General features: G+C 69.4%; 23 protein-coding genes and 1 pseudogene. 7 read left to right on the plus strand and 17 right to left on the minus strand.

All coding sequences use genetic code 11. The features are described from left to right. Positions 1-161: 161 nt before the first annotated feature. Positions 162-1,172, plus strand: a complete 1,011-nt coding sequence (locus tag A5696_RS13680; protein WP_067879403.1) for a PHP domain-containing protein — start codon at positions 162-164, stop codon at positions 1,170-1,172. 570 nt (positions 1,173-1,742) lie between these two features. Next, positions 1,743-3,593: a bifunctional diguanylate cyclase/phosphodiesterase gene (locus tag A5696_RS13685; protein ID WP_067879406.1), complete on the plus strand. Its 1,851-nt coding sequence runs from the start codon at positions 1,743-1,745 to the stop codon at positions 3,591-3,593. Between the two features lie 30 nt (positions 3,594-3,623). On the opposite strand, the gene dinB is transcribed toward A5696_RS13685, so the two are convergent. Next, a complete protein-coding gene (gene dinB, locus A5696_RS13690) occupies positions 3,624-4,817 on the minus strand; it encodes a DNA polymerase IV (RefSeq protein WP_067879409.1) in 1,194 nt (397 codons plus the stop codon). Between the two features lie 30 nt (positions 4,818-4,847). Then, positions 4,848-5,489 (minus strand): TetR/AcrR family transcriptional regulator, encoded by a 642-nt coding sequence (locus A5696_RS13695; RefSeq protein WP_067879412.1) that lies wholly within the window; start codon positions 5,487-5,489, stop codon positions 4,848-4,850. A 78-nt stretch (positions 5,490-5,567) separates the two neighbouring features. Here A5696_RS13695 and A5696_RS13700 point away from each other — a divergent pair, with 78 nt between their 5' ends. After that, positions 5,568-7,037, plus strand: a complete 1,470-nt coding sequence (locus A5696_RS13700) for an NAD(P)/FAD-dependent oxidoreductase (RefSeq protein WP_067879415.1) — start codon at positions 5,568-5,570, stop codon at positions 7,035-7,037. Here the strand turns inward: A5696_RS13700 and rraA are convergent. From rraA to A5696_RS28010, 10 genes are all read right to left on the minus strand, one after another. Beyond that, complete coding sequence (gene rraA / locus A5696_RS13705; RefSeq protein ID WP_067879418.1) at positions 7,034-7,522, minus strand: ribonuclease E activity regulator RraA; 489 nt, start codon at positions 7,520-7,522, stop codon at positions 7,034-7,036. The two genes, A5696_RS13700 and rraA, sit on opposite strands and share 4 nt — an antisense overlap. Before the next feature lies 1 nt (position 7,523). Then, complete coding sequence (locus tag A5696_RS29175) at positions 7,524-7,979, minus strand: nucleoid-structuring protein H-NS (protein ID WP_067879610.1); 456 nt, start codon at positions 7,977-7,979, stop codon at positions 7,524-7,526. A gap of 100 nt (positions 7,980-8,079) precedes the next feature. Further along, entirely contained in the window at positions 8,080-8,592 is a 513-nt protein-coding gene (locus A5696_RS13715) for a copper resistance CopC family protein (protein WP_067879421.1), read from the minus strand. Next, positions 8,589-9,221 carry a YcnI family protein gene (locus A5696_RS13720; protein WP_231964322.1) on the minus strand — a complete coding sequence of 211 codons (633 nt, stop codon included), beginning with the start codon at positions 9,219-9,221 and terminating at the stop codon, positions 8,589-8,591. The genes A5696_RS13715 and A5696_RS13720 overlap by 4 nt, the downstream gene beginning before the upstream one ends. Then, a complete protein-coding gene (locus A5696_RS13725; protein WP_067879425.1) occupies positions 9,218-9,874 on the minus strand; it encodes a DUF6474 family protein in 657 nt (218 codons plus the stop codon). Before A5696_RS13725 ends, A5696_RS13720 begins: the two co-directional genes overlap by 4 nt. Positions 9,875-9,972: 98 nt before the next feature. Next, on the minus strand, positions 9,973-10,371 hold the full coding sequence (locus tag A5696_RS13730; protein ID WP_067879616.1) for a helix-turn-helix transcriptional regulator: 399 nt from the start codon (positions 10,369-10,371) through the stop codon (positions 9,973-9,975). A gap of 454 nt (positions 10,372-10,825) precedes the next feature. Further along, positions 10,826-11,521, minus strand: coding sequence for a TMEM165/GDT1 family protein (locus tag A5696_RS13735; protein ID WP_067879428.1), 696 nt, complete (start codon positions 11,519-11,521; stop codon positions 10,826-10,828). Between the two features lie 256 nt (positions 11,522-11,777). Beyond that, positions 11,778-12,311 (minus strand): peptidase, encoded by a 534-nt coding sequence (locus A5696_RS13740; protein WP_067879619.1) that lies wholly within the window; start codon positions 12,309-12,311, stop codon positions 11,778-11,780. Positions 12,312-12,508: 197 nt separating this feature from the next. Further along, positions 12,509-13,132: a superoxide dismutase gene (locus tag A5696_RS13745; RefSeq protein WP_067879431.1), complete on the minus strand. Its 624-nt coding sequence runs from the start codon at positions 13,130-13,132 to the stop codon at positions 12,509-12,511. A 151-nt stretch (positions 13,133-13,283) separates the two neighbouring features. After that, positions 13,284-13,439: a hypothetical protein gene (locus A5696_RS28010; protein WP_197516974.1), complete on the minus strand. Its 156-nt coding sequence runs from the start codon at positions 13,437-13,439 to the stop codon at positions 13,284-13,286. 553 nt (positions 13,440-13,992) lie between these two features. On the opposite strand from A5696_RS28010, the gene A5696_RS13750 reads away from it, so the two are divergent. Beyond that, the gene (locus tag A5696_RS13750) at positions 13,993-15,042 is read left to right on the plus strand and encodes a DUF4328 domain-containing protein (protein ID WP_067879434.1); all 1,050 of its coding nucleotides are present in this window, start codon (positions 13,993-13,995) and stop codon (positions 15,040-15,042) included. A gap of 4 nt (positions 15,043-15,046) precedes the next feature. Further along, positions 15,047-15,871, plus strand: coding sequence for a glycerophosphodiester phosphodiesterase (locus A5696_RS13755; RefSeq protein ID WP_067879439.1), 825 nt, complete (start codon positions 15,047-15,049; stop codon positions 15,869-15,871). A 5-nt stretch (positions 15,872-15,876) separates the two neighbouring features. Here A5696_RS13755 and A5696_RS13760 read toward each other — a convergent pair whose 3' ends face one another. Both A5696_RS13760 and A5696_RS13765 read right to left on the minus strand, forming a co-directional pair. Then, on the minus strand, positions 15,877-17,019 hold the full coding sequence (locus tag A5696_RS13760) for an LCP family protein (RefSeq protein WP_067879443.1): 1,143 nt from the start codon (positions 17,017-17,019) through the stop codon (positions 15,877-15,879). Between the two features lie 18 nt (positions 17,020-17,037). Next, the gene (locus A5696_RS13765; RefSeq protein WP_067879448.1) at positions 17,038-17,826 is read right to left on the minus strand and encodes a DUF2470 domain-containing protein; all 789 of its coding nucleotides are present in this window, start codon (positions 17,824-17,826) and stop codon (positions 17,038-17,040) included. A gap of 93 nt (positions 17,827-17,919) precedes the next feature. Between A5696_RS13765 and pheA the strand changes: the two genes are divergently transcribed. Next, positions 17,920-18,867 carry a prephenate dehydratase gene (gene pheA, locus A5696_RS13770; protein WP_067879451.1) on the plus strand — a complete coding sequence of 316 codons (948 nt, stop codon included), beginning with the start codon at positions 17,920-17,922 and terminating at the stop codon, positions 18,865-18,867. Positions 18,868-18,873: 6 nt separating this feature from the next. Continuing rightward, positions 18,874-19,560, plus strand: a complete 687-nt coding sequence (locus tag A5696_RS13775; RefSeq protein ID WP_067879454.1) for a histidine phosphatase family protein — start codon at positions 18,874-18,876, stop codon at positions 19,558-19,560. Here A5696_RS13775 and A5696_RS28380 read toward each other — a convergent pair. The 3 genes and pseudogenes from A5696_RS28380 to A5696_RS13785 all read right to left on the minus strand — a co-directional run bounded on the left by A5696_RS28380 (position 19,537) and on the right by A5696_RS13785 (position 21,497). After that, a complete protein-coding gene (locus tag A5696_RS28380) occupies positions 19,537-19,737 on the minus strand; it encodes a hypothetical protein (protein WP_082956488.1) in 201 nt (66 codons plus the stop codon). The genes A5696_RS13775 and A5696_RS28380 overlap by 24 nt on opposite strands. Beyond that, positions 19,734-20,155: pseudogene (locus A5696_RS13780) on the minus strand (metallopeptidase family protein). Before A5696_RS13780 ends, A5696_RS28380 begins: the two are co-directional and overlap by 4 nt. A gap of 4 nt (positions 20,156-20,159) precedes the next feature. Then, positions 20,160-21,497 (minus strand): septum formation family protein, encoded by a 1,338-nt coding sequence (locus tag A5696_RS13785; RefSeq protein ID WP_067879459.1) that lies wholly within the window; start codon positions 21,495-21,497, stop codon positions 20,160-20,162. Positions 21,498-21,593: the final 96 nt, after the last annotated feature.

Raw genomic sequence — 21,593 nt, forward strand, 5'->3', positions numbered from 1 at the left:
TCACCTCGTCGCACGCTGCGAACGCGACACCTGATCCCTGCGCCGACGTTTGCCGGCTACAACACTAGAACCTGGGCCAGCCGACCCACTGCAAAACGGGCAGGGAGCCGCGGCGCCAGGCTCGGCCGCGCTTGCAGTCACCGCCTGGGCACACTGGAGCCATGGACCCGGTAACGGCGCTGCGGCAGATCGCCTACTACAAGGACCGCAGCCGCCACGATCCCAGGCGGGTGATGGCCTACCGCAACGCCGCCGACATCGTCGAAGCGCTTGACGACGCGGCGCGGGAGCGGCACGGGCAGGCCAACAGCTGGCAGACGTTGCCGGGCATCGGTCCCAAGACCGCGAAGGTCATCGACCAGGCCTGGTCGGGTCGAGAACCCGACCTCCTGGTCGAATTGCGTTCCGCCGCTGAAGATCTCGGTGGCGGTGACATCCGGTCCGCGCTGCGCGGCGACTTGCACCTGCACTCGAACTGGTCGGACGGGTCGGCGCCGATCGACGAGATGATGGCCACCGCGTCGGCGCTGGGCCACGAGTACTGCGCGCTGACCGACCACTCGCCGCGGCTGACCATCGCCAACGGCCTGTCGCCGGAGCGGCTGCGCGCCCAACTCGACGTCATCGACCGGTTGCGCGACCAGTTTGCGCCGATGCGCATCCTCACCGGAATCGAGGTCGACATCCTCGAGGACGGCGGCCTGGACCAGGAACCCGAGCTCCTCGAGCGCCTCGACGTCGTCGTGGCCAGCGTCCACTCGAAGCTGTCGATGGATGCGCCGGCGATGACGCGGCGCATGCTGCGCGCCGTCTCCAATCCGCACGCCGACGTGCTGGGCCACTGCACCGGCCGGCTGGTCGCGGGTGGGCGCGGCATCCGGCCCGAATCGAAGTTCGACGCCGAGGCGGTGTTCACCGCTTGTCGCGACCATGGGACGGCCGTGGAGATCAACTCCCGTCCCGAACGCCGGGACCCGCCGACCCGGCTGCTCCAGCTGGCGCTCGAGATCGGCTGCGTGTTCAGCATCGATACCGACGCGCACGCGCCCGGCCAGCTGGACTTCCTCGGCTACGGCGCCCAGCGCGCGCTGGACGCGGGCGTGCCGGTCGAGCGGATCGTCAACACCTGGCCGGCCGACCAGCTGCTGGAGTGGACGGCAGCGCTCGGGTAGGTGAGGCAGCGGGGGGGCCGTTTCACTCACGCGTCAGATCGCCAGTGACGTACGACACATAATAAAAATGGGTCAAATCCAAACTCGACGTACCGTTTATGCGTCATTGACTGTAGATTAGGTATGGCGAGCCCGCCGGCCTCGACACGCTTGGGGATCCGTGCGCGGGATCGTTACACCGGCGGACAGGGACGCCGGCCGGCAAGTAGCGTGCGCCGGCCACGGCGTCGTCAGCGAAACGGACGAGAAGGAATGTGGCGTGGAACCAGATCGAGCAGATGCTGGCGAACGCCCCACCCTGCGGAAGGCTTGCGCCACCCGGCACACGCTCGGTAGGCGGCGGGCCGAACTGCCGGCGCCGAAGAGACCATCCGATTCGCCGGCGGGTCAGCGGCAAAACCTGGATGTCGTCGGTGGTCCGACGATGACCGGGCCACCGCTCCGGCCCTGGTCGGCATGGCCCGACTTGCCTGGTGACGTGCGTGAACCTGGTGAGACTGTCCGCAGGACGGCGATCGAGGCACCGTGTCGCGCGGTCTAGGATTCGTCAACTCCGTTGCCGCCCAACTGATGGAGGCGAATGCGTACACCGCCACGACGGTGAGCCAACAGGTACTGGCGAGGCTTGTTCGCATGTTCGACGCGGACACCGGTTTCTTACGCCACAACGACCCGGCCATCGCGGCCTCCAAATTGATCGCGGAATGGCCGTCGCGACCCGACCGCCCACAAGCGGATCTCTTGCCGATCGTCGACTTCACCAGCGCCGACGACGTCTTCGGCCCCTGCGCGCACGGCAAGGAACCGCTCGCGGTACAGCCCACGGAACCGGTGGTGATCCGGCCGTCGGCCGCGACGACCTATGCGTACAAGGCCTTTCAGCGCCAAACGGGAAGACGCCGCATCGCGACACCGTCGATGGCGGCCGCTCCGCTGGTTACCAGAGGGGTGACCACGGGTGTACTCGGCTTCGTCAACTATCGCCGCAAGAAGTGGAAGCAGGAAGAGCTGGGCACCCTGGGGGCGGTGGCGACTCTGTTCGCCCAGCTTCAGGCCCGCATCGCCGCCGAAGAAGGGCTTCGGCACCTGGCTGAGCATGACGATCTGACCGGCCTGCACAATCGTCGATCGGTTGTCGCGCGCCTCTCCGACAGACTCGCGGCGGGACGCCCCGGACCCGTCGCGGTCTTGTATTTCGATCTCGATCGGCTGAAAGCGATCAACGATTACTTCGGCCACCCCGCCGGCGATTACTTCCTCAAGGTCTTCGCCGAACGGCTTCAGGCAAGCTTGGGCGACCAGGGCACGATCGGTCGGATCGGCGGGGACGAGTTCCTCGTCTTCTCGGACCGGGCGATGCTCACCAGGAGCGCGGAATCACTCGCGCAGCGGCTTCAGAGGACGCTGTGCGCGCCATTGAAGATCGGCGACGACGTGATCACTCCCTCCGTCAGCATCGGGATGGCGGTGGGCAAGCCGGGACACGACAACACCGCGGATCTACTTCGCCGTGCGGACGAGGCCGCCCTGACGGCCAAGCGCGCGGGGGGCAACCAGGTCGTGGTGTGCACCAGCGACATCTCTCGCAATATCGTCTTCCGCAACGATATCGAGTTCCATCTGCAGGCCGGCATCGACAGCGATGCCCTGCTGCTGCACTACCTGCCCGAAGTCGACTTGCTGACCCGCGAAATCCTGGGCGCCGAGGCGCTGGTCCGTTGGCGGCACCCGACGCGCGGGCTGTTGCTACCGGATTCGTTCATCGGCGTGGCCGAATCGACCAACCTCGCCGCAGACCTGGGCCGATGGGTCATGCGAAGCGCCTGCGCCGAGTTCAGCCGGTGGCAATCCAACGGGGTGGGACACGGCGCGACGATGCGCATCAACGTGTCGCCCGTTCAGCTGATCACCCCCAATTTCGTCCGCAGCGTCGCCGACACCATCGAGGAGTTCGGCATCGACGGCGGATCGGTGTGCCTGGAGATCACCGAGCGCGCCGTGGTTCGCGACATCGAAACCACTCGGCGAACCCTCGCGGAGCTGAAGGAGGTCGGGGTCCAGATCGCCATCGACGACTTCGGCACCGGGTATGCGGTGCTGTCGCACCTGAAATCCCTTCCGGTCGACATGCTGAAAATCGACGCCGGATTCGTCCGCGACCTGGACACCAACACCAGCGACTTGGCCATCGTTCGCGCCATCATCGGCCTCGCGGAGGCCTTCGGCCTGCAACTGGTCGCTGAGGGCGTCGAGACGCCGGCCGCCGTACAGACCCTGTTGGAGCACGGATGTCATCGGGCGCAGGGTTTTCTGTTCTCGCGCCCGGTTACCGGCAGCGCCATGGAGTCACTGCTGTTCAGACGCCGGGTGCCGATGACCTGCTTCGCCAGCGAGGAGGCGCTGACCGGCGAGGCGATCTAGCGCGGGCGTGCTGGACCGGGTGCGGCTGCGTCAGTCGGGGAGGTGCGGCATCTCGAAGCCCGGGTCCCTGCCGACCAACACCGCCGGCGTGAGGGCGGATCTGCCGTAGCGACGGCGCACTTGATCGATTGCCTCATCGACGGTCGGCCTACCCCCACCGAACGGAAGCATCAATTGCTGCGCGCCGCTGCGGTCGATGCCCGACACCGCGAAGCCGACCAGGGTCAGGCCGCGCTCCGCGATGAGGGGCGCCGCGGACGCGACGAGCTGCCGCGCGGCGGCCAGGATCGGCTGTGTCGACGAGGTGGCCCGCGGCAGAGTGTGTGACCGGGTCGCCCGGCCGAAGTCGTCGAAGCGCAGCCGCAGCACCACCGTGCGACCGGTGCGCCCGGCGGCGCGCATCCGGGCGGTGATGCGGTCGATCAGGTTCACCACCACCGCGTCGACCGCGGGCGCCGACATGCGGTTGCCGGCGCGGCCCAGCGCCCGCTGCGCGCCCACGGAGCGGCGGCGCACGCCGGTGGTCACCCGGCGGCGGTCGATGTTGCGCGACAGCGCATACAGCTGGCGGCCCATCGCCCCGCCCAGCATCGAGGCGAGCGTCGACTCGCTGAGCTCGGCGACTTCCGCGACGGTCGTGATGCCGTGCGCGTGCAGCCTCTCGGCGGTCTTCGCGCCCACGCCCCAAAGCCGGCGCACCGGCAGCGGACGCAGGAACGCCAACTCCTGGTCGGGCGGCACCAGCAGCAGCCCGTCGGGTTTGGCTTCCTGGCTGGCGACCTTGGCGAGGAACTTCGTCCGGGCGATGCCGACGGTGATGGGCAGGCCGACGCGGTCGCGCACGTCGGCGCGCAGCCGTTCCGCGATCCGTACCGGCGTGCCGGAGACCCGGTGCAGGCCGCCGACATCGAGGAAGGCTTCGTCCACCGACAGCGCCTCCACGATCGGGGTGCAGTCGCGGAAGACCTCGAACACGGCGTCGCTGGCGCGGGAGTAGGCGTTCATACGCGGCGGCACCACCACGGCGGACGGGCACAGGCGGCGGGCCTGCGCGCCGCCCATCGCGGTGCGCACGCCGTAGGCCTTGGCCTCGTAGCTGGCGGCCAGCACGACCCCGCCGCCGACGATCACCGGACGCCCCCGCAGGGTCGGGTCGTCGCGCTGTTCGACGGACGCATAGAACGAATCCAGGTCCGCGTGCAGGATGGACGCTTCACACCGCACGAACGTATGTTCCCATGCGGCTGCGACAGCCTAGCCCGATTCGCCGTAGATGCTGGTGACCCAGATGTGCGTGAGGGTGTCGACGACCCGGTCCTCGTCGACCGCCGGGGCCTCGGCCGCGAGCGCGGCCATCATCGTGCGTTCGTTCATCTGGTTCAGCGACGTCGCCAGGTCGGCGGCCGGGATGGTCTCCGGGGCGGCGCCGCGCGCGCGTTCGGCCATGATCATGGCCGCGGTTTGGTCGATCCACTTCTGCATGAATCCCAGCCACACCGCGCGGAGCTCGGAGCTGGTGGCCAGCGCCTCTGTGGCGGCGCGGGCCAGCGTGCGGTGCGAGCTGAACGCGCGGTAGAACGCCTTGATGCCGTTGCGCCACACGCGACGCGGGTCCTCCGGCAGGCGCTGCACCGCGCCGTCGAACTCGGAGTCGGCCCGCGCGATTACCGGTTCCAGCAGCGACAGCAGCACCGCTTCCTTGGACTTGAAATAGAAGTAGAAGGTCGGCCGGGACAGGCCGGCGCCCTTGGCGAGGTCGTCGACGGAGATGCCGGCAAAACCACGCTCTTCCAGCAGTCGCTCGGCGGTGGCGAGGATCGCCTGCTCGCGGTCGTCACCGGAGGGGCGCAGTGCGCGGCGGCCGCGAAGGGCGCGAGTAGGGCCGGCGGTCGTCACGGCACGTTACTTTACACGTTGTTGAAAGTTTCGACAGCCCGTTGACTCGTTCGACACTGCGTTGATAGCGTGGGCCACATGACTGAGCACATAGACGTCGTCATCGTGGGCGCCGGCATCTCCGGCGTGAGCGCGGCCTGGCACCTGCAGGACCGCTGCCCGACCAAGAGCTACGCCATCCTCGAGAAGCGGGCGGCGATGGGCGGCACCTGGGACCTGTTCCGCTACCCCGGCATCCGGTCCGACTCGGACATGTACACGCTGGGCTTCAGGTTCCGCCCGTGGACCGAGCGCCAGGCCATCGCCGACGGCGGCCCGATTCTCGACTACGTCAAGGGCACTGCGGCGATGTACGGCATCGACAAGCACATCCGGCTCAACCAGCGGGTGGTGAGCGCCGACTGGTCGAATGCGGAAAACCGCTGGACCCTGCAGATCGAAAACAACGGCACCCCAACCACACTCACCTGCACATTCCTGTTCCTGTGCAGCGGCTACTACAACTACGAGCAGGGCTACGCGCCGACGTTCGCCGGCTCGGAGGATTTCGCGGGCCCGATCATCCACCCGCAGCACTGGCCGGAGGACCTGGATTACGCCGGCAAGAACGTTGTCGTCATCGGCAGTGGCGCGACCGCGGTCACGTTGATTCCCGCCCTGGCGGAATCGGGTGCGGGGCACGTGACGATGCTGCAGCGATCGCCGACCTACATCGTCTCGCAGCCCAAGCGGGACAAGCTGGCCGAGCGGCTCAACCGCTGGCTGCCCGACAACATGGCCTACTTCGCGATCCGCTGGAAGAACGTGCTGCGCCAGGCTGCGCTGTACGGCGCCTGCCAGAAGTGGCCGAAGCGGATGCGCAAGATCCTGCTGAGCTACGTGCAGCGCCAGCTTCCCGAGGGCTACGACGTCGAGAAAGACTTTGGCCCGCACTACAATCCGTGGGACCAGCGGCTGTGCCTGGTGCCCAGCGGCGACCTGTTCCGCGCCATCCGGCACGGCAAGGCCGACGTGGTCACCGACACGATCGACCGGTTCACGCCCACCGGCATCCGGCTGGCCTCAGGCCGGGAGGTTCCGGCCGACATCATCGTCACCGCAACGGGATTGAACCTTCAACTGTTCGGCGGCGCGAAGGTCGCCGTCGACGGGCAGCAGGTGGACCTGACCAAGACGATGGCCTACAAGGGCATGATGTTGTCCGGGCTGCCGAACATGGTCTACACGGTCGGGTACACCAACGCTTCCTGGACGCTGAAGGCCGACCTCGTCTCGGAGTTCGCGTGCCGCCTGCTGAACTACATGGACGACAACGACTTTGAGACGGTCGTGGTCGACCACCCCGGCTCGGAGGTCGACGAACGCCCGTTCATGGAATTCACGCCCGGATACGTGCTGCGCTCGCTCGACGAGCTGCCCAAGCAGGGCTCACGCAAGCCGTGGCGGCTCAACCAGAACTACCTGCGCGACATCCAGTTGATCCGGCGCGGCAAGATCGCCGACGAGGGGTTGCGGTTCGCGAAAAAGCGTGCGGCGGTTGCCGCTTAGGGGTTGACGGACGGCACGACGACGATGCCGTCGTCGTCGCTGTAGGCGATCTCGCCGGGCACGAAACTGACGCCGCCCAGCCTGATCTCGACGTCGCGCTCGCCGGAGCCGGTCTTGCTGCTCTTGCGCGGGTTGGTGCCCAGCGCCTTGATGCCGATCTCGATGCCGCGCAGCGCGGCGGCGTCACGCACCGCACCGTTGACGATCACCCCCGCCCAGCCGTTGGATCGGGCCAATTCGGCGATGACGTCCCCGACGAGCGCGGTGTGCAGCGAGCCGGCGCCGTCGATCACCAGCACGCCGCCGTCGCCGGGGCCCGAGAGCACCGATTTCAGCAGCGCGTTGTCCTGGAAGCAGCGCACCGTGCTGATCGGACCGGCGAATTCGGGGCGGCCGCCGAACTGACGGAATTGGAGGTCGCAGCTGCGTACGTCGGGGCCGATGTCGTCGACGAGGTCGGCGGTCGGCCGGAACGGCACGGCCACCTCAGCGGCGCCGCAGCTGCCGGATCAGCACGATCGCCAACAGGCTGAGCGCCACCGCGACGATCAGCGGCACCGGCGACTGCCCGGATGCCGCCGGCGCGACCTCGGGTGAGACCGGGTTGGGCGCGGCATCGACGGTCGATTTGGCTTGTGCGGCAGCGTCTTTGGCGGCGGCGGCAAGCTCACCGTTGGTTTCGATGCGTTGCTGGATACCCAGCGGCGGCTCGGCGGGTCTGGGGGGCGGGGGCGCAGGGCTCTTGGCCGGCGCCTTCTTGGCGGGCGCTTTTTTGGCCGGGGCCTTTTTGGCGGGCGCTTTTTTGGCGGGGGCCTTCTTCGCAGGTGCCTTCTTGGCGGGCGCTTTGGCGGCCTTCTTGGCGGCCTCGCCGGGAGGTTTCTTCTCCGGCGGGGTCGGTGGGCCGTCGGGCTCGCTGTCGGGTTGGTCCTGCGGGTCTGCCATGCGGCCGCTCCTTTGCAGCTGTCTCGGGTGCGTCTCGCGCGCCGTTTCCTCGCGTCCCATCATGCCAGGAGGCGCGGCGGGCTCCCGGCGACCGGGGCGCTCAGGGCCTGCGCCGCAGCGCCCACCAGCCGCCCCCGGCGACCAGCGCCACCGCCACCACCGCAAACGGCCAGACCGGGACGCCGCCGTCCCCGCCGGGCCCGGCGGCCGGCGGTCCGGGGGTTCCGGTGCCCGGGACCGTCAGCCGGAACGACCAGGACCCCGACACCACGTGGCCGTCCGCCGACGTGACGCGGTAGTTCACCGTGTAGGTGCCGGCCGGGCCGAGGGGGCGCAGGGCCACGCCGACGATCGCGCCCTGCACCGTCGGCGCCCCGGCCGACCACACGTTGGCGTCGGGCCCCACGACCGTCATGGCGGCGAACGTGGTCTGCAGCCTCTCGTTGAAGGTCGCGCTGACCCGGTCGGGACCGGTGGTGAGGACCGCGTTGTCGGCGGGGTCGGTGGAAACCCGCGCGGCATGTGCCCACGCCGGTTGTGCGTGCAGGATCGCGGCCGACACCATCGCGGCCAGCAGCAGGCCCGCCGCCGCGGCGACCGGGACGCGCCTCATCCGCGTCGGCGCAACAGCACCAGCGCGATGCCGAGGGCGGCCACCACCAGCGCAGCCCCGCCAAGTAGACGGGCGGTGTTGTCCGGCGGCTTCGGTGATTGCGCGCCGCCGCCGGGATGGTGCTCATGCGGCGCCCCGCCCCCCGCGGTGAGGGTCAGCGCCGGCGCCGGGTGTTCCGGCTCGCCGCCGCCGGGCGACGGCGGCTGGTCCCACTTCACGACGGTCCCGTCGGAATAGGTCTGCGTGGCCGGGAAGCTCACCGTCTCGGTGTCGGGCAACTGCACCGCTACCCGGAACAGCCCGAATTGATCCACCCCGATCCCGCCGTTCGGCGCGGCCGTCCAGGTCACCGAGCGAACGCTGCCGGACGCCGCGTCACGGTCGAGCTTGGCCGTCCACCCGGGCATGGCTTCGGTGCTGGCCGCGGCGACGTTGGGCAGGCCGACACTCAGCGCGGTGGTCGCCGCGCCGGTGTTGGACTCGTTGGGTACCTGGAAGGTGACGATGGCCATGGCGCCGCGCACGGGGTTGTCGCTGGTGGCGTGCACGTGCGCCCATGCCGTCGGGATGCCCAGCGCCGAACCGAGATACAGCGCGACGGCCGCGATCAGGACGCGTACGGCGGTCACGTCAATCCGAGGCGGGCCATCAGGTCCGCCTCGATACCGTCGAGCTGCGACGTGATCGCGGCGTGTGCCGCCCGGCGGCGCGCGGCCGGCATGTTCTCCGCGGCGGTCACGGCCGCCGCCAGGTCGGCGAGCCGTTCGCTGATGGCGGCGGCGAACTGCTTGGTCTCGGCGTCCTTGGGCTTTTTCTCCTGCACGACCCGCAACGACTTCTCCGCCCCGGCTATCCGGGCCGACAGCTGGGCGCCGTGCCCGGAGAACTGGCCGATCTGGGCGAGCGGAACGCCGAGCTGGTCCGCGCGCCGCTGGTCGATCGCCGCGCGGGCGGCCATGGCGCCGCGGTAGATCAACGGCGTGAGGACCGGGGCCAGCAGCCGAGACACCGTCAGCGCCCGACGAATCCGTGTCGGCGACAGCAACTTGCCCTCCTTCGCCGCCTTGAGCTCGGCCTCGGCGACCTTCAGGGCCGTCCGGTCGCTGTCCCGCTGCGACTTGATCTGCGCGTTGAGGGCCTTTTCGGCGGCGCGCCGATCGGCCTTGAGCCGACGAGCATCGTTTTTGGCGGCCAGCTTGGCCTCGAGCTTGGCGCGGGCCTTGATCGCGCGGGCTTCGGCGCGACGCGTCGCGCGGCTCTTTCGCTTGCGGAACAGGCCCATTCCCGGCCGCCTCCCGGTCTCTCGTGGACGATCGCTCTCCGAGAGCCAACCCTAATCGGAATGCACCGAAGGCAGCCGGTCAGGTGGGGGCGGGCAAGCTAGGCGTCGAGGCGTTCGACCCGGCGGAGCTCGTTGACCCGCTCCACGACGTCCTGCTGCGCCTGGGGAGACAATCCGACGGTGGCCAGGGCAATGCGGCGCACGCCGTCATCGCGCATCGTGGCCAGCCAGGACAACTCCTTGTCGAGCTTTTCGTAGTACTCGTCGTCGGTGAAGTACGCCGGCTTGATGCGGAAGAAGTTGGCCAAGGCGGCCATGGTCGCCGACGACGGGTTGGTGCGGTTGCCCGAACGTAGCTGGGACAGGTAGGGAGCCGACATCGTGATGCCCTCCGCCTTGAGCGCCGCGATCACCTCCGCCGAGGTGTGCGGCCCGCGCCCCGGTGGATACACCGTGTCGAACAAGCGGTTGAGGCGGGCGGCGAACGTCGTGCTCATCGATATGACCTCCACTGGGCTGTAGAAGTGAACTGTTGCCGAGGTGTATTTGCTGACAATGGTAGCGACGGATCGGGTCCGCAACCAGGTGCAAACCCGCTGTGGTTCGGGGCCGACGTTGCTGGCGACTGCCGAATACCCACTGAACGAGCGTCTAACTAATTCGCTGAGGTGTCCACTAAATCGGCCAACTTCACAGGTTATCCGCAGAATCCGGGTTCACCGCGAGGGTGGCGGGCGACTGGGATCAGGAAAGGCGCCTCGATTCGGGGGAGGATGCTGGGCACTTGCACCGCAACTGGCAGGCAACGAACGGCTGTCCGCGACAACATTTGCTGTCAGGTCGGAGACACGCCCGGAAAACGGGCTCGGGGTGCACTTGATGGCCCCCGGAGATACCCCGGGGGCGACGTCGGGTCGAGACGGCGGGAAGAAGGGGGGTGCCGACGGCACTCTAGCCGATGTCGGTTAACCGCCGGGCGGGCGCAGCCTCCTGCTTGCGCCGGCGCCGAGTTTGCGCGGCCACCACCGTCGCGGCGGTCAGCAGCACCGCCGCCGTTACCGCGACGGCGACCGAGCGCAACCCCAGTGCGGCGTCGAGCAGCATCCACAGCCCGAAGATCAGGAAGAGCAGGCTGGCCATGGCGTGCAGCAGCTGTTGCGGAAGGCGCCGATGCAGCAGCGTGCCCGCACCGATCGCCAATCCGTCGGCCAGCACCATGCCCAGCGTGGAGCCGATCCACACGCCCGTCCAATCGTGGTCGCTGGCGAGCGTGACCGTCGCCAGCGACGTCTTGTCGCTCAGCTCGGCGAGGACGAAGGTGGATACGACGGTCAGCATCGCGAAGCGCGGTTGCCGATCGGTCGGCGCTCCCTCGTCGCCGCCGGCGTCCGCGCGCCAGGCCCACACCGCGAAGGCCAGGAAAGCGATCGCCGACGCGAAGGCCATCGGACGCGACGGGAGCGTGGCGCCCAGAAAGTGGCCGATCGACACCGTCACCCCGTGCACCAGGCACGCGGCCACCGCCACCCCCGCCAACACCACCCACCATCGATAGCGCAGCGCATAGGTCATGGTGACCAGCTGGGACCTGTCGCCGAGCTCGGCGAGGAAAACCACCCCGAAGGTGAGGAGTGTGGCGGCGAGCATGGCGGGCGACCTTTCGACACGTCGTCCGTGACCGCATCGGTCACCGGACCCGGTCGAAGGTCTCGCCCACCGCCCTGTCGGGATCGGTTCGCCGGCCGGGCTGTGCGCCAGTGTGTCGACTCGACGATTCGGGGCTACTCCCCTTCGCTAACGGTGCCAACGCTAACGGGTGGGGAGGCCGCGCGCCAGGCGACCGGGCAAGTTCGGACGCCCGTATCTGTAGATTCGCCGCCCGAATCAGCGCGTTTGAATTCCCTTACGCGGCAAGCAGCATAGCCAGTATCGCCGTGTCGGGGTGGCTGATCGGGTCGACGCCGACGCGGCTCACCATCGAGGTGATCGTCCCGTCCGCCTCCGCTTCGACCCACGCGGCCCGGTGCTCCAATCCCAGATACGGGAGCCCCGGCAGCAGAACGCACCCGGACGCGGCCCCGGTGCACTCCGGCAACGAGGGCATGGTTTCCGACGGCGGATGCAGCATCAGCAGCGCGGGCGGTTGATGGTCGGCGAAATACCCTGGCTGGATTGCCGATTCACCAAAGACAGTGCCCTCGGCCAGCACCAGGCCGACGGTGCCGGGCTCGGGCTCGTCGGGCAACTCCTCGCGCGCCCCGAAGACCGTTGTGGTGGAAAGCAATCCGGGCAACGACGCGACCCTGACCGCGACCATCAGAAGCTGGGCCCACTCTTTCGTCGAATCCGGCCAACGCCCCGAGATGACAAACCCTTTCAAGGCACCGCGGGCATGGAAGGGGGAAACCCCGATGGGGCGGTCGGACCCAGATTCCATCTCGACCTCCGTGTGACGCCTGGCTTCGCCTAACCACACTGGTAGCTCGAATGATTAAGCATGCCTGCGGGTTAGGCGCCGTGCAACCCGACACGGCCACTGACGCACATGTTCTCAAGATGCCCCGATTTTGCGCAGCGCAAACAGCTGGGGCGCCACGCTATACGCGTGACGCCCCAGCCTGGAAAAAGACGGTTTCAGCCGAAAATCAATCCCTGAGCTTTTGATGTCGCGGCCGCGTAACGGTCCTGCACGTCCGCCCAGTTGACGACGTTCCAGAAGGCCTTGGCGAAGTCGACCTTGACGTTCTTGTACTGCAGGTAGAACGCGTGCTCCCACATGTCGAGCAGCAGCAGCGGCACGATTCCGAGCGGGAAATTGGATTGGTGGTCGTACACCTGGAAAATCAGCAGCTTCTGAGCGAGGCTGTCCCAGCCGAGCGCCGCCCAGCCCGAGCCCTGCACGGTGGTGGCGGCGGCGTGGAACTGCGCGCGAAACTTGTCGAACGAACCGAAGGCGTCGTCGATGGCCGCGGCGAGCTCGCCGGTCGGCTTGTCGCCGCCGTTGGGGGACAGGTTCTTCCACCAGATGCTGTGGTTGACGTGGCCGGCGAGGTTGAACGCCAGGTTCTTCTCGTTCAGGAGCACCGCCGAGTGGTCCTCCTTGGCGCGTGCCTCCTCCAGCTTCTCCAGGGCGTCGTTGGCGCCCTTGACGTAGGTGGCGTGGTGCTTGTCGTGGTGCAGTTCGTTGATCTGGCCGGAGATGTGCGGTTCCAGCGCTCCAAAGTCCCAGTCCAAGTCGGGCAGGGTGTATACAGCCACAGCATTCCTTTCTTCGGTGCATCGTTGGTGATGATCGGACGCTCATCGCGCGGGGCTGCCACGCGGCGGCCAGCCATAATCAACCCTGCTCCATGCGCGCGCCCGCCGCAAGGACGACCGCCGTGAGGGGATACCCGCCGGGGTGTGAGTGTCAGTACAGGATGATGATGGCGAGAACCGCGAGCAACGCCAGCGCAATCAGGGCGGCGCGAAGGGCGGCGACGCTATAGCTGTGGTTACAGGCAGGCGAGCCGGAATACGAGTTCGACGCGGCCGGCGAACCCGGACCGAACGAATGCGTGGCCATCAAGCGCCTTTCACCTGCAAGCCCACCCCGCTCGAGTGAGGTGAGTCACAACGATTTTTCGTGACGGTGATCATAACCCCTCGCGCCGGGGTTGGAAAATGCGCTGGCTGACGGCGCGCCGGCGCGGGGTTTCCGGAGATTGCCGCGCGACACCGACGTAGGCGGGATCCGGCCGGTGTCAGGTGTCCCGGCGGGCTCAGCTGCGAGCAGTTAGCGAGGCAATTCATTTCGCTCGTGTACCGGTTAGGGCTGTTTATGGTACAGCCGTACCACCCGGGGGTTATCCACAGTTGCGGACCGGGTGACTCGAAGAGGCTGTGTTGATGCGGTGGCTACCCGCTCAGTAACTGTGGATAAACCTGTGCAAACTGTGGATAGCCCTGAGAAAGTGTTGGGTTGCCGGACCGCCGGATGCGCGGGCCCGCGCCGCGCACCGCGGGCCGCCTCGTCGCTTAGCGCGGACCGCCGCCAAGCCGGGGCGGTGCCGGATTGCCCCGCTTCTCACCGGGCCGCTTACCGCGGCCCGCCTCGTCGCCGGGGCTAGGCTGGTCCGGTGATCCAGGTGTGCTCCCAGTGCGGCACGCGGTGGAACGTGCGCGAGCGGCGACGTGACTGGTGTCCCCGCTGCCGCGGGGCGCTGATGGCTCCCCTGCCCGACATGCCGGTGGCAGACCCGCGATGGAACGCACCGGCCGGGCAGACCGCCGGACCCGCGGGCCCCGGCTGGCAGCGCAGCGCGCCGCGGTTGCCGCCGGGCTTCCGGTGGATCGCGGTGCGCCCGGGCGCAGCGCCGCCTCCGCGCCGAGGTCACCGGTCCCTGGGCCCCACCCCGCGCTACGCCGTGATTCCGCGCTGGGGTTTGGCCGACCGCGTTGAGCAGACCCCGACGGCGGCCGAAAAGCCTTCCCAGACCGGGCCTTCCGCGCCGGTCTTGCGGACCACGCTGTTCCTGACCGTGCTGATCCTCAGCATGGCCGCCCTGGTGTATGTCGTGAGATACGCGCTGTTGGTGTTCAACCGGAACACGCTGCTGAATTCGGTCGTGGCCATCGTCGCGGATTGGATCGGGGTGCTGGCCAGCGTGGGGGCGATCGCGGCGGTGTTCACCTCCGGCGTGATGTTGATCCGGTGGCTGATCGCACGCAGGGCCGCGGTCTTCGCCCATCACGGCCTGCCGGAGTCGCGTTCCGTTCGCGCGTTGTGGCCCGGATGCGTGGTGCCGCTGGCAAACCTGCTGTGGGCTCCCGTGTACGTCATCGAGCTGGCAACCGTCGAGGAACACTACGCGCGGCTGCGACGGCCGATCCTCGAGTGGTGGATCGCGTGGGTCTTCAGCTACCTGGTCTCGATCTTCGCCATCTTCACCGGCTTCGCCACTGATGCCCAGGGCATCGCCAACAACACCGTGTTGATGGTGTTCGCCTATCTGCTCGCCGCCGTCACGGTGGCCGCGGTCGCCCGGGTGTTCGAGGGCTTCGAGCGCAAACCGGTGCAGCGGCCCGCGCACCGTTGGGTGGTGGTCGAGCGGGACGGCCCGGACCGCGGCGCCGGCCGCGCATCCGGCGGTCCGGTTGAGCTGGAGGGGCAGGAACCGGCAGCATAGGGATATGACGTGGGCCGACGAGGTGCTCGCCGGGCATCCCTATGTCGTTGCCCATCGAGGGGCTTCGGCCGCTCGGCCCGAACACACGCTGGCTGCCTACGATCTCGCGCTCAAACAGGGCGCCGACGGCGTGGAATGCGACGTGCGCCTGACCCGCGACGGCCACCTGGTCTGCGTGCACGACCGCCGTCTGGACCGGACCTCGACGGGCGCCGGTTTGGTCAGCACCATGACGCTCGCCGAGTTGCGCGAGCTCGAATATGGTGCGTGGCACGACAGCTGGCGCGCCGACGGCACGCACGGCGACACCAGCCTGCTGACCCTGGACGCCCTGGTGTCGCTGGTTCTGGACTGGCACCGGCCGGTGAAGCTCTTCATCGAAACCAAGCACCCGGTGCGCTACGGCTCCCTGGTGGAAAGCAAGCTCCTCGCGTCGTTGCATCGCTTCGGCATCGCGGCGCCCGCCTCGGCCGACCGGTCCCGCGCCGTGGTGATGTCGTTCTCGGCGGCCGCGGTCTGGCGGATCCGGCGAGCCGCGCCGTTGCTGCCGACGGTGCTGCTCGGCAAGACCGCTCGCTACCTTGCCAGCAGCGCGGCCACCGCCGTCGGCGCCACCGCCGTCGGACCCTCGTTGGCGACGTTGAAGGACTATCCCCAACTGGTGGACCGCGCCGTCGCGCAGGGCAGGGCCGTCTACTGCTGGAACGTCGACGAGTACGAGGACATCGACTTCTGCCGGGACGTCGGCGTGGCCTGGCTCGCCACCCATCACCCAGGTCGCACCAAGGCGTGGTTGCAGAACGCGCGGGCCGGGGACGGCAGCGGTTAGACGCGCTATCGCGGCCCCTCGAGGGCGGCGGCGGGCACGGGCGCGTCCGTGGCGAGCGCGTCGAACAACTTGCCGGCGACCTGGTGGTTCCACACCACCACCGAGCCGACGTCGCTGTCGGTGAATTCGCCGATCGGAACGGTGATCGAGGTCGTGGACCCGCGCAGCGCCCAGCCGAGCCGGGCGAGATCCCACACATGGTCGCCCCGGTCGACGGTCATGGCGTCGGCCGCCGCGCGCGGCACCGAGTACCAGCGCAGGGGATTCAGCCACACCGCCGGGCTGGTGGCGCGGTGCAGCAGCGCCGACAGGAACTCGCGCTGGTTGACCATCCGATCCAGATCGGCGCGCGGTGTGTCGCGCGTCCGGACGTAGCCCAGGGCGTCGCGGCCCGCGAGTTTCTGGCAGCCGGCCGGCAGGTCGATGCCGGCCAACGGGTCGTCGATGGGCGCGGCCGGGCACACGGTGATCCCGCCCAGCGCGTCGACGAGGCCGGCGAAGCCGCCGAAGCCGATCTCGACGTAGTGGTCGAGGCGCAGCCCGGTGGCCTGCTCCGCCGTCCGGGTCAGCAGCGGCGCGCCGCCCATCGCGAACGCGGCGTTGATCTTGTCCTTGCCGTGATCCGGGATCGGTACGTACGAGTCCCGCGGGATCGACACCACCGTCGGCGGGGTGCTCGATCCGGGCGCGGGCACGTGCACCAGCAGGATGGTGTCGGTGCGACCGTTGCCGACGTCGCCGCCGGTGGCCAGGTCGCGCTGCTGCTCGGCGGTGAGGCCTTGCCTGCTGTCGGAGCCGACGATCAGCCAATTCGTGCCGCGGCCCGCCGCGGGCCGGTCGGGATAGTCGGTCAGCGCCTGTTCGCGGTGCAGCTCGGCGTCGAACCAAGCCGCCCCGGCCACGACACCGACGCCGGCGAGCAGCGCGCCGATCAACGTCGTGAGCGCCACCGCCCGGACCCAGCGGCGGTTGCGGCGCGCCCTCGGGCCGACGGGCCTCGGGGGCGGCGGCGGCTTCGGCGCTGGTGGTGTGGGCACCGGGCGTCGCAGCGGTGCGGTGGGCGGATCGGCCCGGGCGATCACCTGCGGCGGCTCCGGCCTCCGCGGCGGTCGGGGCGCGCGCCGGTGCGGTGCTCGGTCGCCGTTCACCCGGCTAACGTACGCGGGCTACCTGCGGGCTCGTAGTCCGTTGATGAACGGGCAACCCATCAGCAACCGGATCGCCTGGCTCAGCCCGGTCATGTCGTCCACCGGCTTGTGGAAAGGCAGCCGGACGTCGTGGTCGCCGTCGGTCGCTTCGACGCGGAACCGCATGCCGTACCGGTCGAGCCCCAGTGGGCGCACCTGCCCCCGCCGCAGCGGCGCCGGCAGCTTCGACACCAGCCGCGCGACCACGTCGTTGTGCACGGTGTCCAGGTGCCACAGCAGGCTCGCCTCGACGTCGCAGAACGGGTCGGGCCGGGCGGCGAGCAGGTCCGCGACGCTGACGGGCTCGGCGCCGGTGGCGTCGGTGACGACGACGGAGGCGATCTCCAGCCGGAACAGCGCGTACCGCGGCTCTCCGCCGGACGGCCCCGACCGCGGGGTCTCGACCTGCAGCAACGCCGGGTTCGGGTACGCGGCGGCGATCCGGTCAAGCGTGTCGGTCACGGCGTCAGCCGGGACCCGCTGCAGGCGGCCGCGCACCCACACCAGGGAACGCACCGGTTCCCGCAACGGCAGTGGGGCGTAGTCCGTCAGCTCCAGCAGCGCCTGCGATCCGGCGACGGGTTCGCCGGCGTCGACGGGGATGGCCAGCGCAAAGGAACCGTCGGGCAGCAGGTGGTGGACCGGCGAAGCGAACGGGTCCCGTCGCGCCGGCCCGCCTTCCAAGGCCAGCAGCGCGCCACCGGCCCGCGCGCAGGCGCTGCGAATGCGTTCCGGGGTCGTCGGTGCCCGGCCGCTCGGCAGTGCCATAGTTCTCCTCCGCTAATTAGGTAAGCCTAAGTTAACTTACGGTCGCCCGCGTCGCAAGGTTCGTGCGGCGTCGAGCGCCGTTAGGGTTGGGGCGTGGTCCGCATCGCATACCTCGGTCCCGAAGGGACCTTCACCGAGGCGGCGCTCCTGCAAATCACCGCCGCCGGCCTGGTGCCCGGTCAGGAGCCGGGGCCCGTGCGGCGGATCCCGCTCGAAAGCACCCCGGCGGCGCTCAACGCGGTCCGCGACGGCAACGCCGATTACGCGTGCGTGCCCATCGAGAACTCGATCGACGGCTCGGTCAGCCCCACGCTGGACAGCCTGGCGATCGGTTCGCCTCTGCAGGTGTTCGCCGAGACCACCCTCGATGTGGCGTTCAGCATCGTCATCAAACCGGGCCTGGGCGCGCGCGACGTGCGCACGCTGGCCGCCTTCCCGGTGGCGGTGGCGCAGGTGCGCAAGTGGATGGCGGCCCAGCTGCCGGGCGTCGAGCTGCGGCCGGCGTACTCGAACGCCGACGCGGCGCGGCAGGTGGCCGAGGGCCAGGCCGACGCCGCGGTGACCTCCCCGCTGGCCGCCGCGCATTGGGGACTGACCGCCCTGGCCGAAGGCGTCGTCGACGAACCCAACGCCCGCACCCGCTTCGTGCTGATCGGCCTGCCGGGTCCGCCCCCGGCCCGCACCGGAGCCGATCGCACCGCGGTGGTGTTGCGGATCGACAACGTGCCGGGTGCGCTGCTGTCCGCGCTGGCCGAATTCGGCATTCGGGGCATCGACCTGACCCGAATCGAGTCCAGGCCGACCAGAACCGAACTCGGAACCTATCTGTTCTTCGCCGACTGTGTCGGCCACGTCGACGACGGCGCCGTCGCCGAGGCACTCAAGGCGTTGCACCGTCGTTGTGCCGATGTGAGATATCTGGGTTCCTGGCCGACGGGGTCGGCCGTCGGGGTGCCGCCACCGCCGGCGGACGAGGCCTCGCGCTGGTTGGCGCGACTGCGGGAAGGCAAACCGGACCAGACGTCCGGGGCGGGGGGGTAGGGAGCGATGGGCGGTCGTTTGGTGCTGTTGCGGCACGGGCAGTCCTACGGCAACGTCGAGCGCAGGCTGGACACCCGGCCTCCCGGCGCGGAGCTGACGCCGTTGGGCCGTGACCAGGCCCGCGCGTTCGCCCGCGATTCGGGACGCCCGGCGCTGCTGGCGCACTCGGTGGCCACCCGGGCGTGGCAGACGGCCGAGGTGATCGGCGTGGAAGTCGAACTGGGCGCCCGGCAAGTCGCCGGGATTCACGAGGTGCAGGTCGGGCGGCTGGAAAACCGCAGCGACGACGAGGCGGTCGCCGAGTTCAACGCGATCTACGAACAGTGGCACCGCGGGGACCTCGACGTGCCCCTGCCCGGCGGGGAGACCGGCAACGACGTCTTGGACCGCTACGTGCCGGCGCTGACCGAACTGCGGATGCGCTATCTCGACGACGACGAGTGGAACGGCGACATCGTCGTCGTGAGCCATGGCGCGGCGATCCGGCTGGCCTCGGCGGTGCTGGCCGGGGTGGACGGCAACTTCGCGCTGGACAACCATCTCGACAACGCCGAATCGGTGGTGTTGGCCCCGATCACCGACGGGAGGTGGAGCTGCGTGCGGTGGGGAAACCTGACGCCGCCGTTCTACCCCCAGGCCGACGCGACGCCCGTCGCCGACGCCGTGCGCTCAGGCACCGATCCGATGGGCTAGCGACTCGTCGGCACAGGCGCAGCCGACGGCATCGCAGTCGATCACGAAGGTGTGTACCAACAGCTCGGGGCTGTCGCAGTCCGGCTCCGTGCATTCCCACCGGCGCAGCGAATGACGAATGATGGTGCCGTGGCAGTGATCCAAGCCCGCCCGGCACTCGCGGCATTCAGCGCTCATAAGCCGTTCATAGCACCCGGCCCGGACATAATGGGGTTGCCGCGCCCGCACAAGGGGTTCAGGGGCGTCAGGCCCAGCCCAGTTCTTCCAGCCGGTCGTCGTCGATGCCGAAGTGATGGGCGATTTCGTGGATGACCGTGATCGCCACCTCCTCGACGACGTCGTCGGCGGAGTCGCAGGCGTCCAGTAGCGCCTCGCGGTAGATGGTGATGGCGTCGGGCAGCGACCCGGCGTAGTCGGAGTCGCGTTCGGTGAGCGCCACCCCTTCGTAGAGGCCGAGCAGTTCGGCGTCGTCCGGGTGGCGGTCCTCCACGAGGACGACGACGTTGTCCATCGCGGCCGCCAGCGCGGGCGGGATCAGGTCGAGCGCGTCGGAGACCAGCTCGTCGAACCGCTGCGGGTCCATCCGCACGGCCACCCGGCTAGCCGCCCGGGGGCGGCGGAGGCGGGGGCGCTTCAGGTGCGGGCGGCGCCGGCGGTGCGCCGGCGTCGGCCGGCGGTGGGACGTCCCGCGGCGCTTGGGGGGCCGGAGGCTGCTGCGGGGCCGGCGCCTGCGGTTGCGTCGCGACCGGCTGCTGTCCCGGCAGGTGCTGGTTGTTGGGCGGTATGGCGTCCGGCGGGTTGCCGGCCTGGCTCTGCTGGCTCGGCACCTGGACCGGTATCGGCGGCATCGTCAGCCGCTCCTCCGGAATGTCGGGCGGCGGCACCGGGGGCTGACCGTTGATGAGCAGCTGCCCCTTGGCGCTGTTGACCAGCGTGGCCCAGCCCCCGTTGCCCAGCGTCGCGCCGATGCTGCAGGCGACCTGGCGGCTGCCCGCCGACCAACTCGGCAGCGACACGGTCGGGTAGATGAGCGTCAGGGTGGTGGTGCGCAACTTGGTCGGCGCGAGGTAGGCGTCGGTCATCTTCGTGCACGAGTCCTTGATGAAGCCGTCCTGGTCGGGCTCGGCCGGCACGGCACCCGGAAACTTCTCGGCCAGGTTCACCGTGCCGGTGACCTCCATGGCGTGCGGCGCCGCGCAGTCGACCGGGACATCGGTGGGCTGGTTGGTCGTCGAGTCGATGCCCAGGCAGGTGCCGGCGGGCCAGACCTTGGACTGGTCGACGTCGGCGACCTTGCCCTTGAAGATCTCTTGCTGATTGTTGGCCCCCGGCAACTGCAGGCCGCACAGCATGCGGCGGTCACCGGACTGGCGCCAGGCCCGGTCGCCGGCCCACAGCAGGCTGACCATGAACCTGCTGGCCGGGTCGAACTTGGGCCCCAGATAGTTGTGGACCGCGGGCTCGCACTGCTCCTGCGTCATCTGCTGGACCCGCGCCGGCGACGGCGGAGCGGCGCCGGGCCCGTACTCGGCACCCGGGAACGTCCGCATGTCGACGGACTCGGCGACCTCGAACTTGTGGTCGTCGGCGCAGTTGACGATGGTGGCCGACTCCGGGGTGGCGTCCGGCCATGTCAGGCAGTCGCCGCTCTTGGCGCGGTTGAACGCGGCGTCGCTCTTGGTGCCGGTGCTGGGCACCGGTTCGCTGTTGATGTAGCCGGCCAGCCGCCCCGGCCCGCTGCCGACCGGGATCGCCGTGACCAGCCCGGCGATCAACAGGCCGCCCAGCGCGGTGAGCAGCAGCGCGCGCCTGGTCGCCGTCGCCTGCAACCCGCGCGGCCAGGCGAAGCCGGCCCGTTTCCGAGGGTCGTCGGGGGAGCCGGCGGGGGTACCGGCTTCCGGAACTTCCTTCTCGGGCGCTTCCGACATCGGCTCCATTCTGACAGGGCCGGCGAAGTGGCGTGACGAAAGTTGCGGATGTCAACTTCTGGGATCAACGCGGTGGGGTGCTCTGACGGCCGGGGCGGTCCGCGA

This window comes from Mycobacterium sp. E2699, assembly GCF_001666745.1.
Classification (GTDB): domain Bacteria; phylum Actinomycetota; class Actinomycetes; order Mycobacteriales; family Mycobacteriaceae; genus Mycobacterium.

Excerpts from the sequence above, each read along its gene's own strand:
- A5696_RS13680 (WP_067879403.1), top strand. The coding sequence starts at position 162 with ATGGACCCGGTAACGGCGCTGCGGCAGATCGCCTACTACAAGGACCGC.
- A5696_RS13685 (WP_067879406.1), top strand. The coding sequence starts at position 1,743 with ATGGAGGCGAATGCGTACACCGCCACGACGGTGAGCCAACAGGTACTG.
- A5696_RS13700 (WP_067879415.1), top strand. The coding sequence starts at position 5,568 with ATGACTGAGCACATAGACGTCGTCATCGTGGGCGCCGGCATCTCCGGC.
- A5696_RS29175 (WP_067879610.1), bottom strand. The coding sequence starts at position 7,979 with ATGGCAGACCCGCAGGACCAACCCGACAGCGAGCCCGACGGCCCACCG.
- A5696_RS13715 (WP_067879421.1), bottom strand. The coding sequence starts at position 8,592 with ATGAGGCGCGTCCCGGTCGCCGCGGCGGCGGGCCTGCTGCTGGCCGCG.
- A5696_RS13725 (WP_067879425.1), bottom strand. The coding sequence starts at position 9,874 with ATGGGCCTGTTCCGCAAGCGAAAGAGCCGCGCGACGCGTCGCGCCGAA.
- A5696_RS13730 (WP_067879616.1), bottom strand. The coding sequence starts at position 10,371 with ATGAGCACGACGTTCGCCGCCCGCCTCAACCGCTTGTTCGACACGGTG.
- A5696_RS13735 (WP_067879428.1), bottom strand. The coding sequence starts at position 11,521 with ATGCTCGCCGCCACACTCCTCACCTTCGGGGTGGTTTTCCTCGCCGAG.
- A5696_RS13740 (WP_067879619.1), bottom strand. The coding sequence starts at position 12,311 with ATGGAATCTGGGTCCGACCGCCCCATCGGGGTTTCCCCCTTCCATGCC.
- A5696_RS28010 (WP_197516974.1), bottom strand. The coding sequence starts at position 13,439 with ATGGCCACGCATTCGTTCGGTCCGGGTTCGCCGGCCGCGTCGAACTCG.
- A5696_RS13755 (WP_067879439.1), top strand. The coding sequence starts at position 15,047 with ATGACGTGGGCCGACGAGGTGCTCGCCGGGCATCCCTATGTCGTTGCC.
- A5696_RS13765 (WP_067879448.1), bottom strand. The coding sequence starts at position 17,826 with ATGGCACTGCCGAGCGGCCGGGCACCGACGACCCCGGAACGCATTCGC.
- A5696_RS13775 (WP_067879454.1), top strand. The coding sequence starts at position 18,874 with ATGGGCGGTCGTTTGGTGCTGTTGCGGCACGGGCAGTCCTACGGCAAC.
- A5696_RS28380 (WP_082956488.1), bottom strand. The coding sequence starts at position 19,737 with ATGAGCGCTGAATGCCGCGAGTGCCGGGCGGGCTTGGATCACTGCCAC.
- A5696_RS13785 (WP_067879459.1), bottom strand. The coding sequence starts at position 21,497 with ATGGAGCCGATGTCGGAAGCGCCCGAGAAGGAAGTTCCGGAAGCCGGT.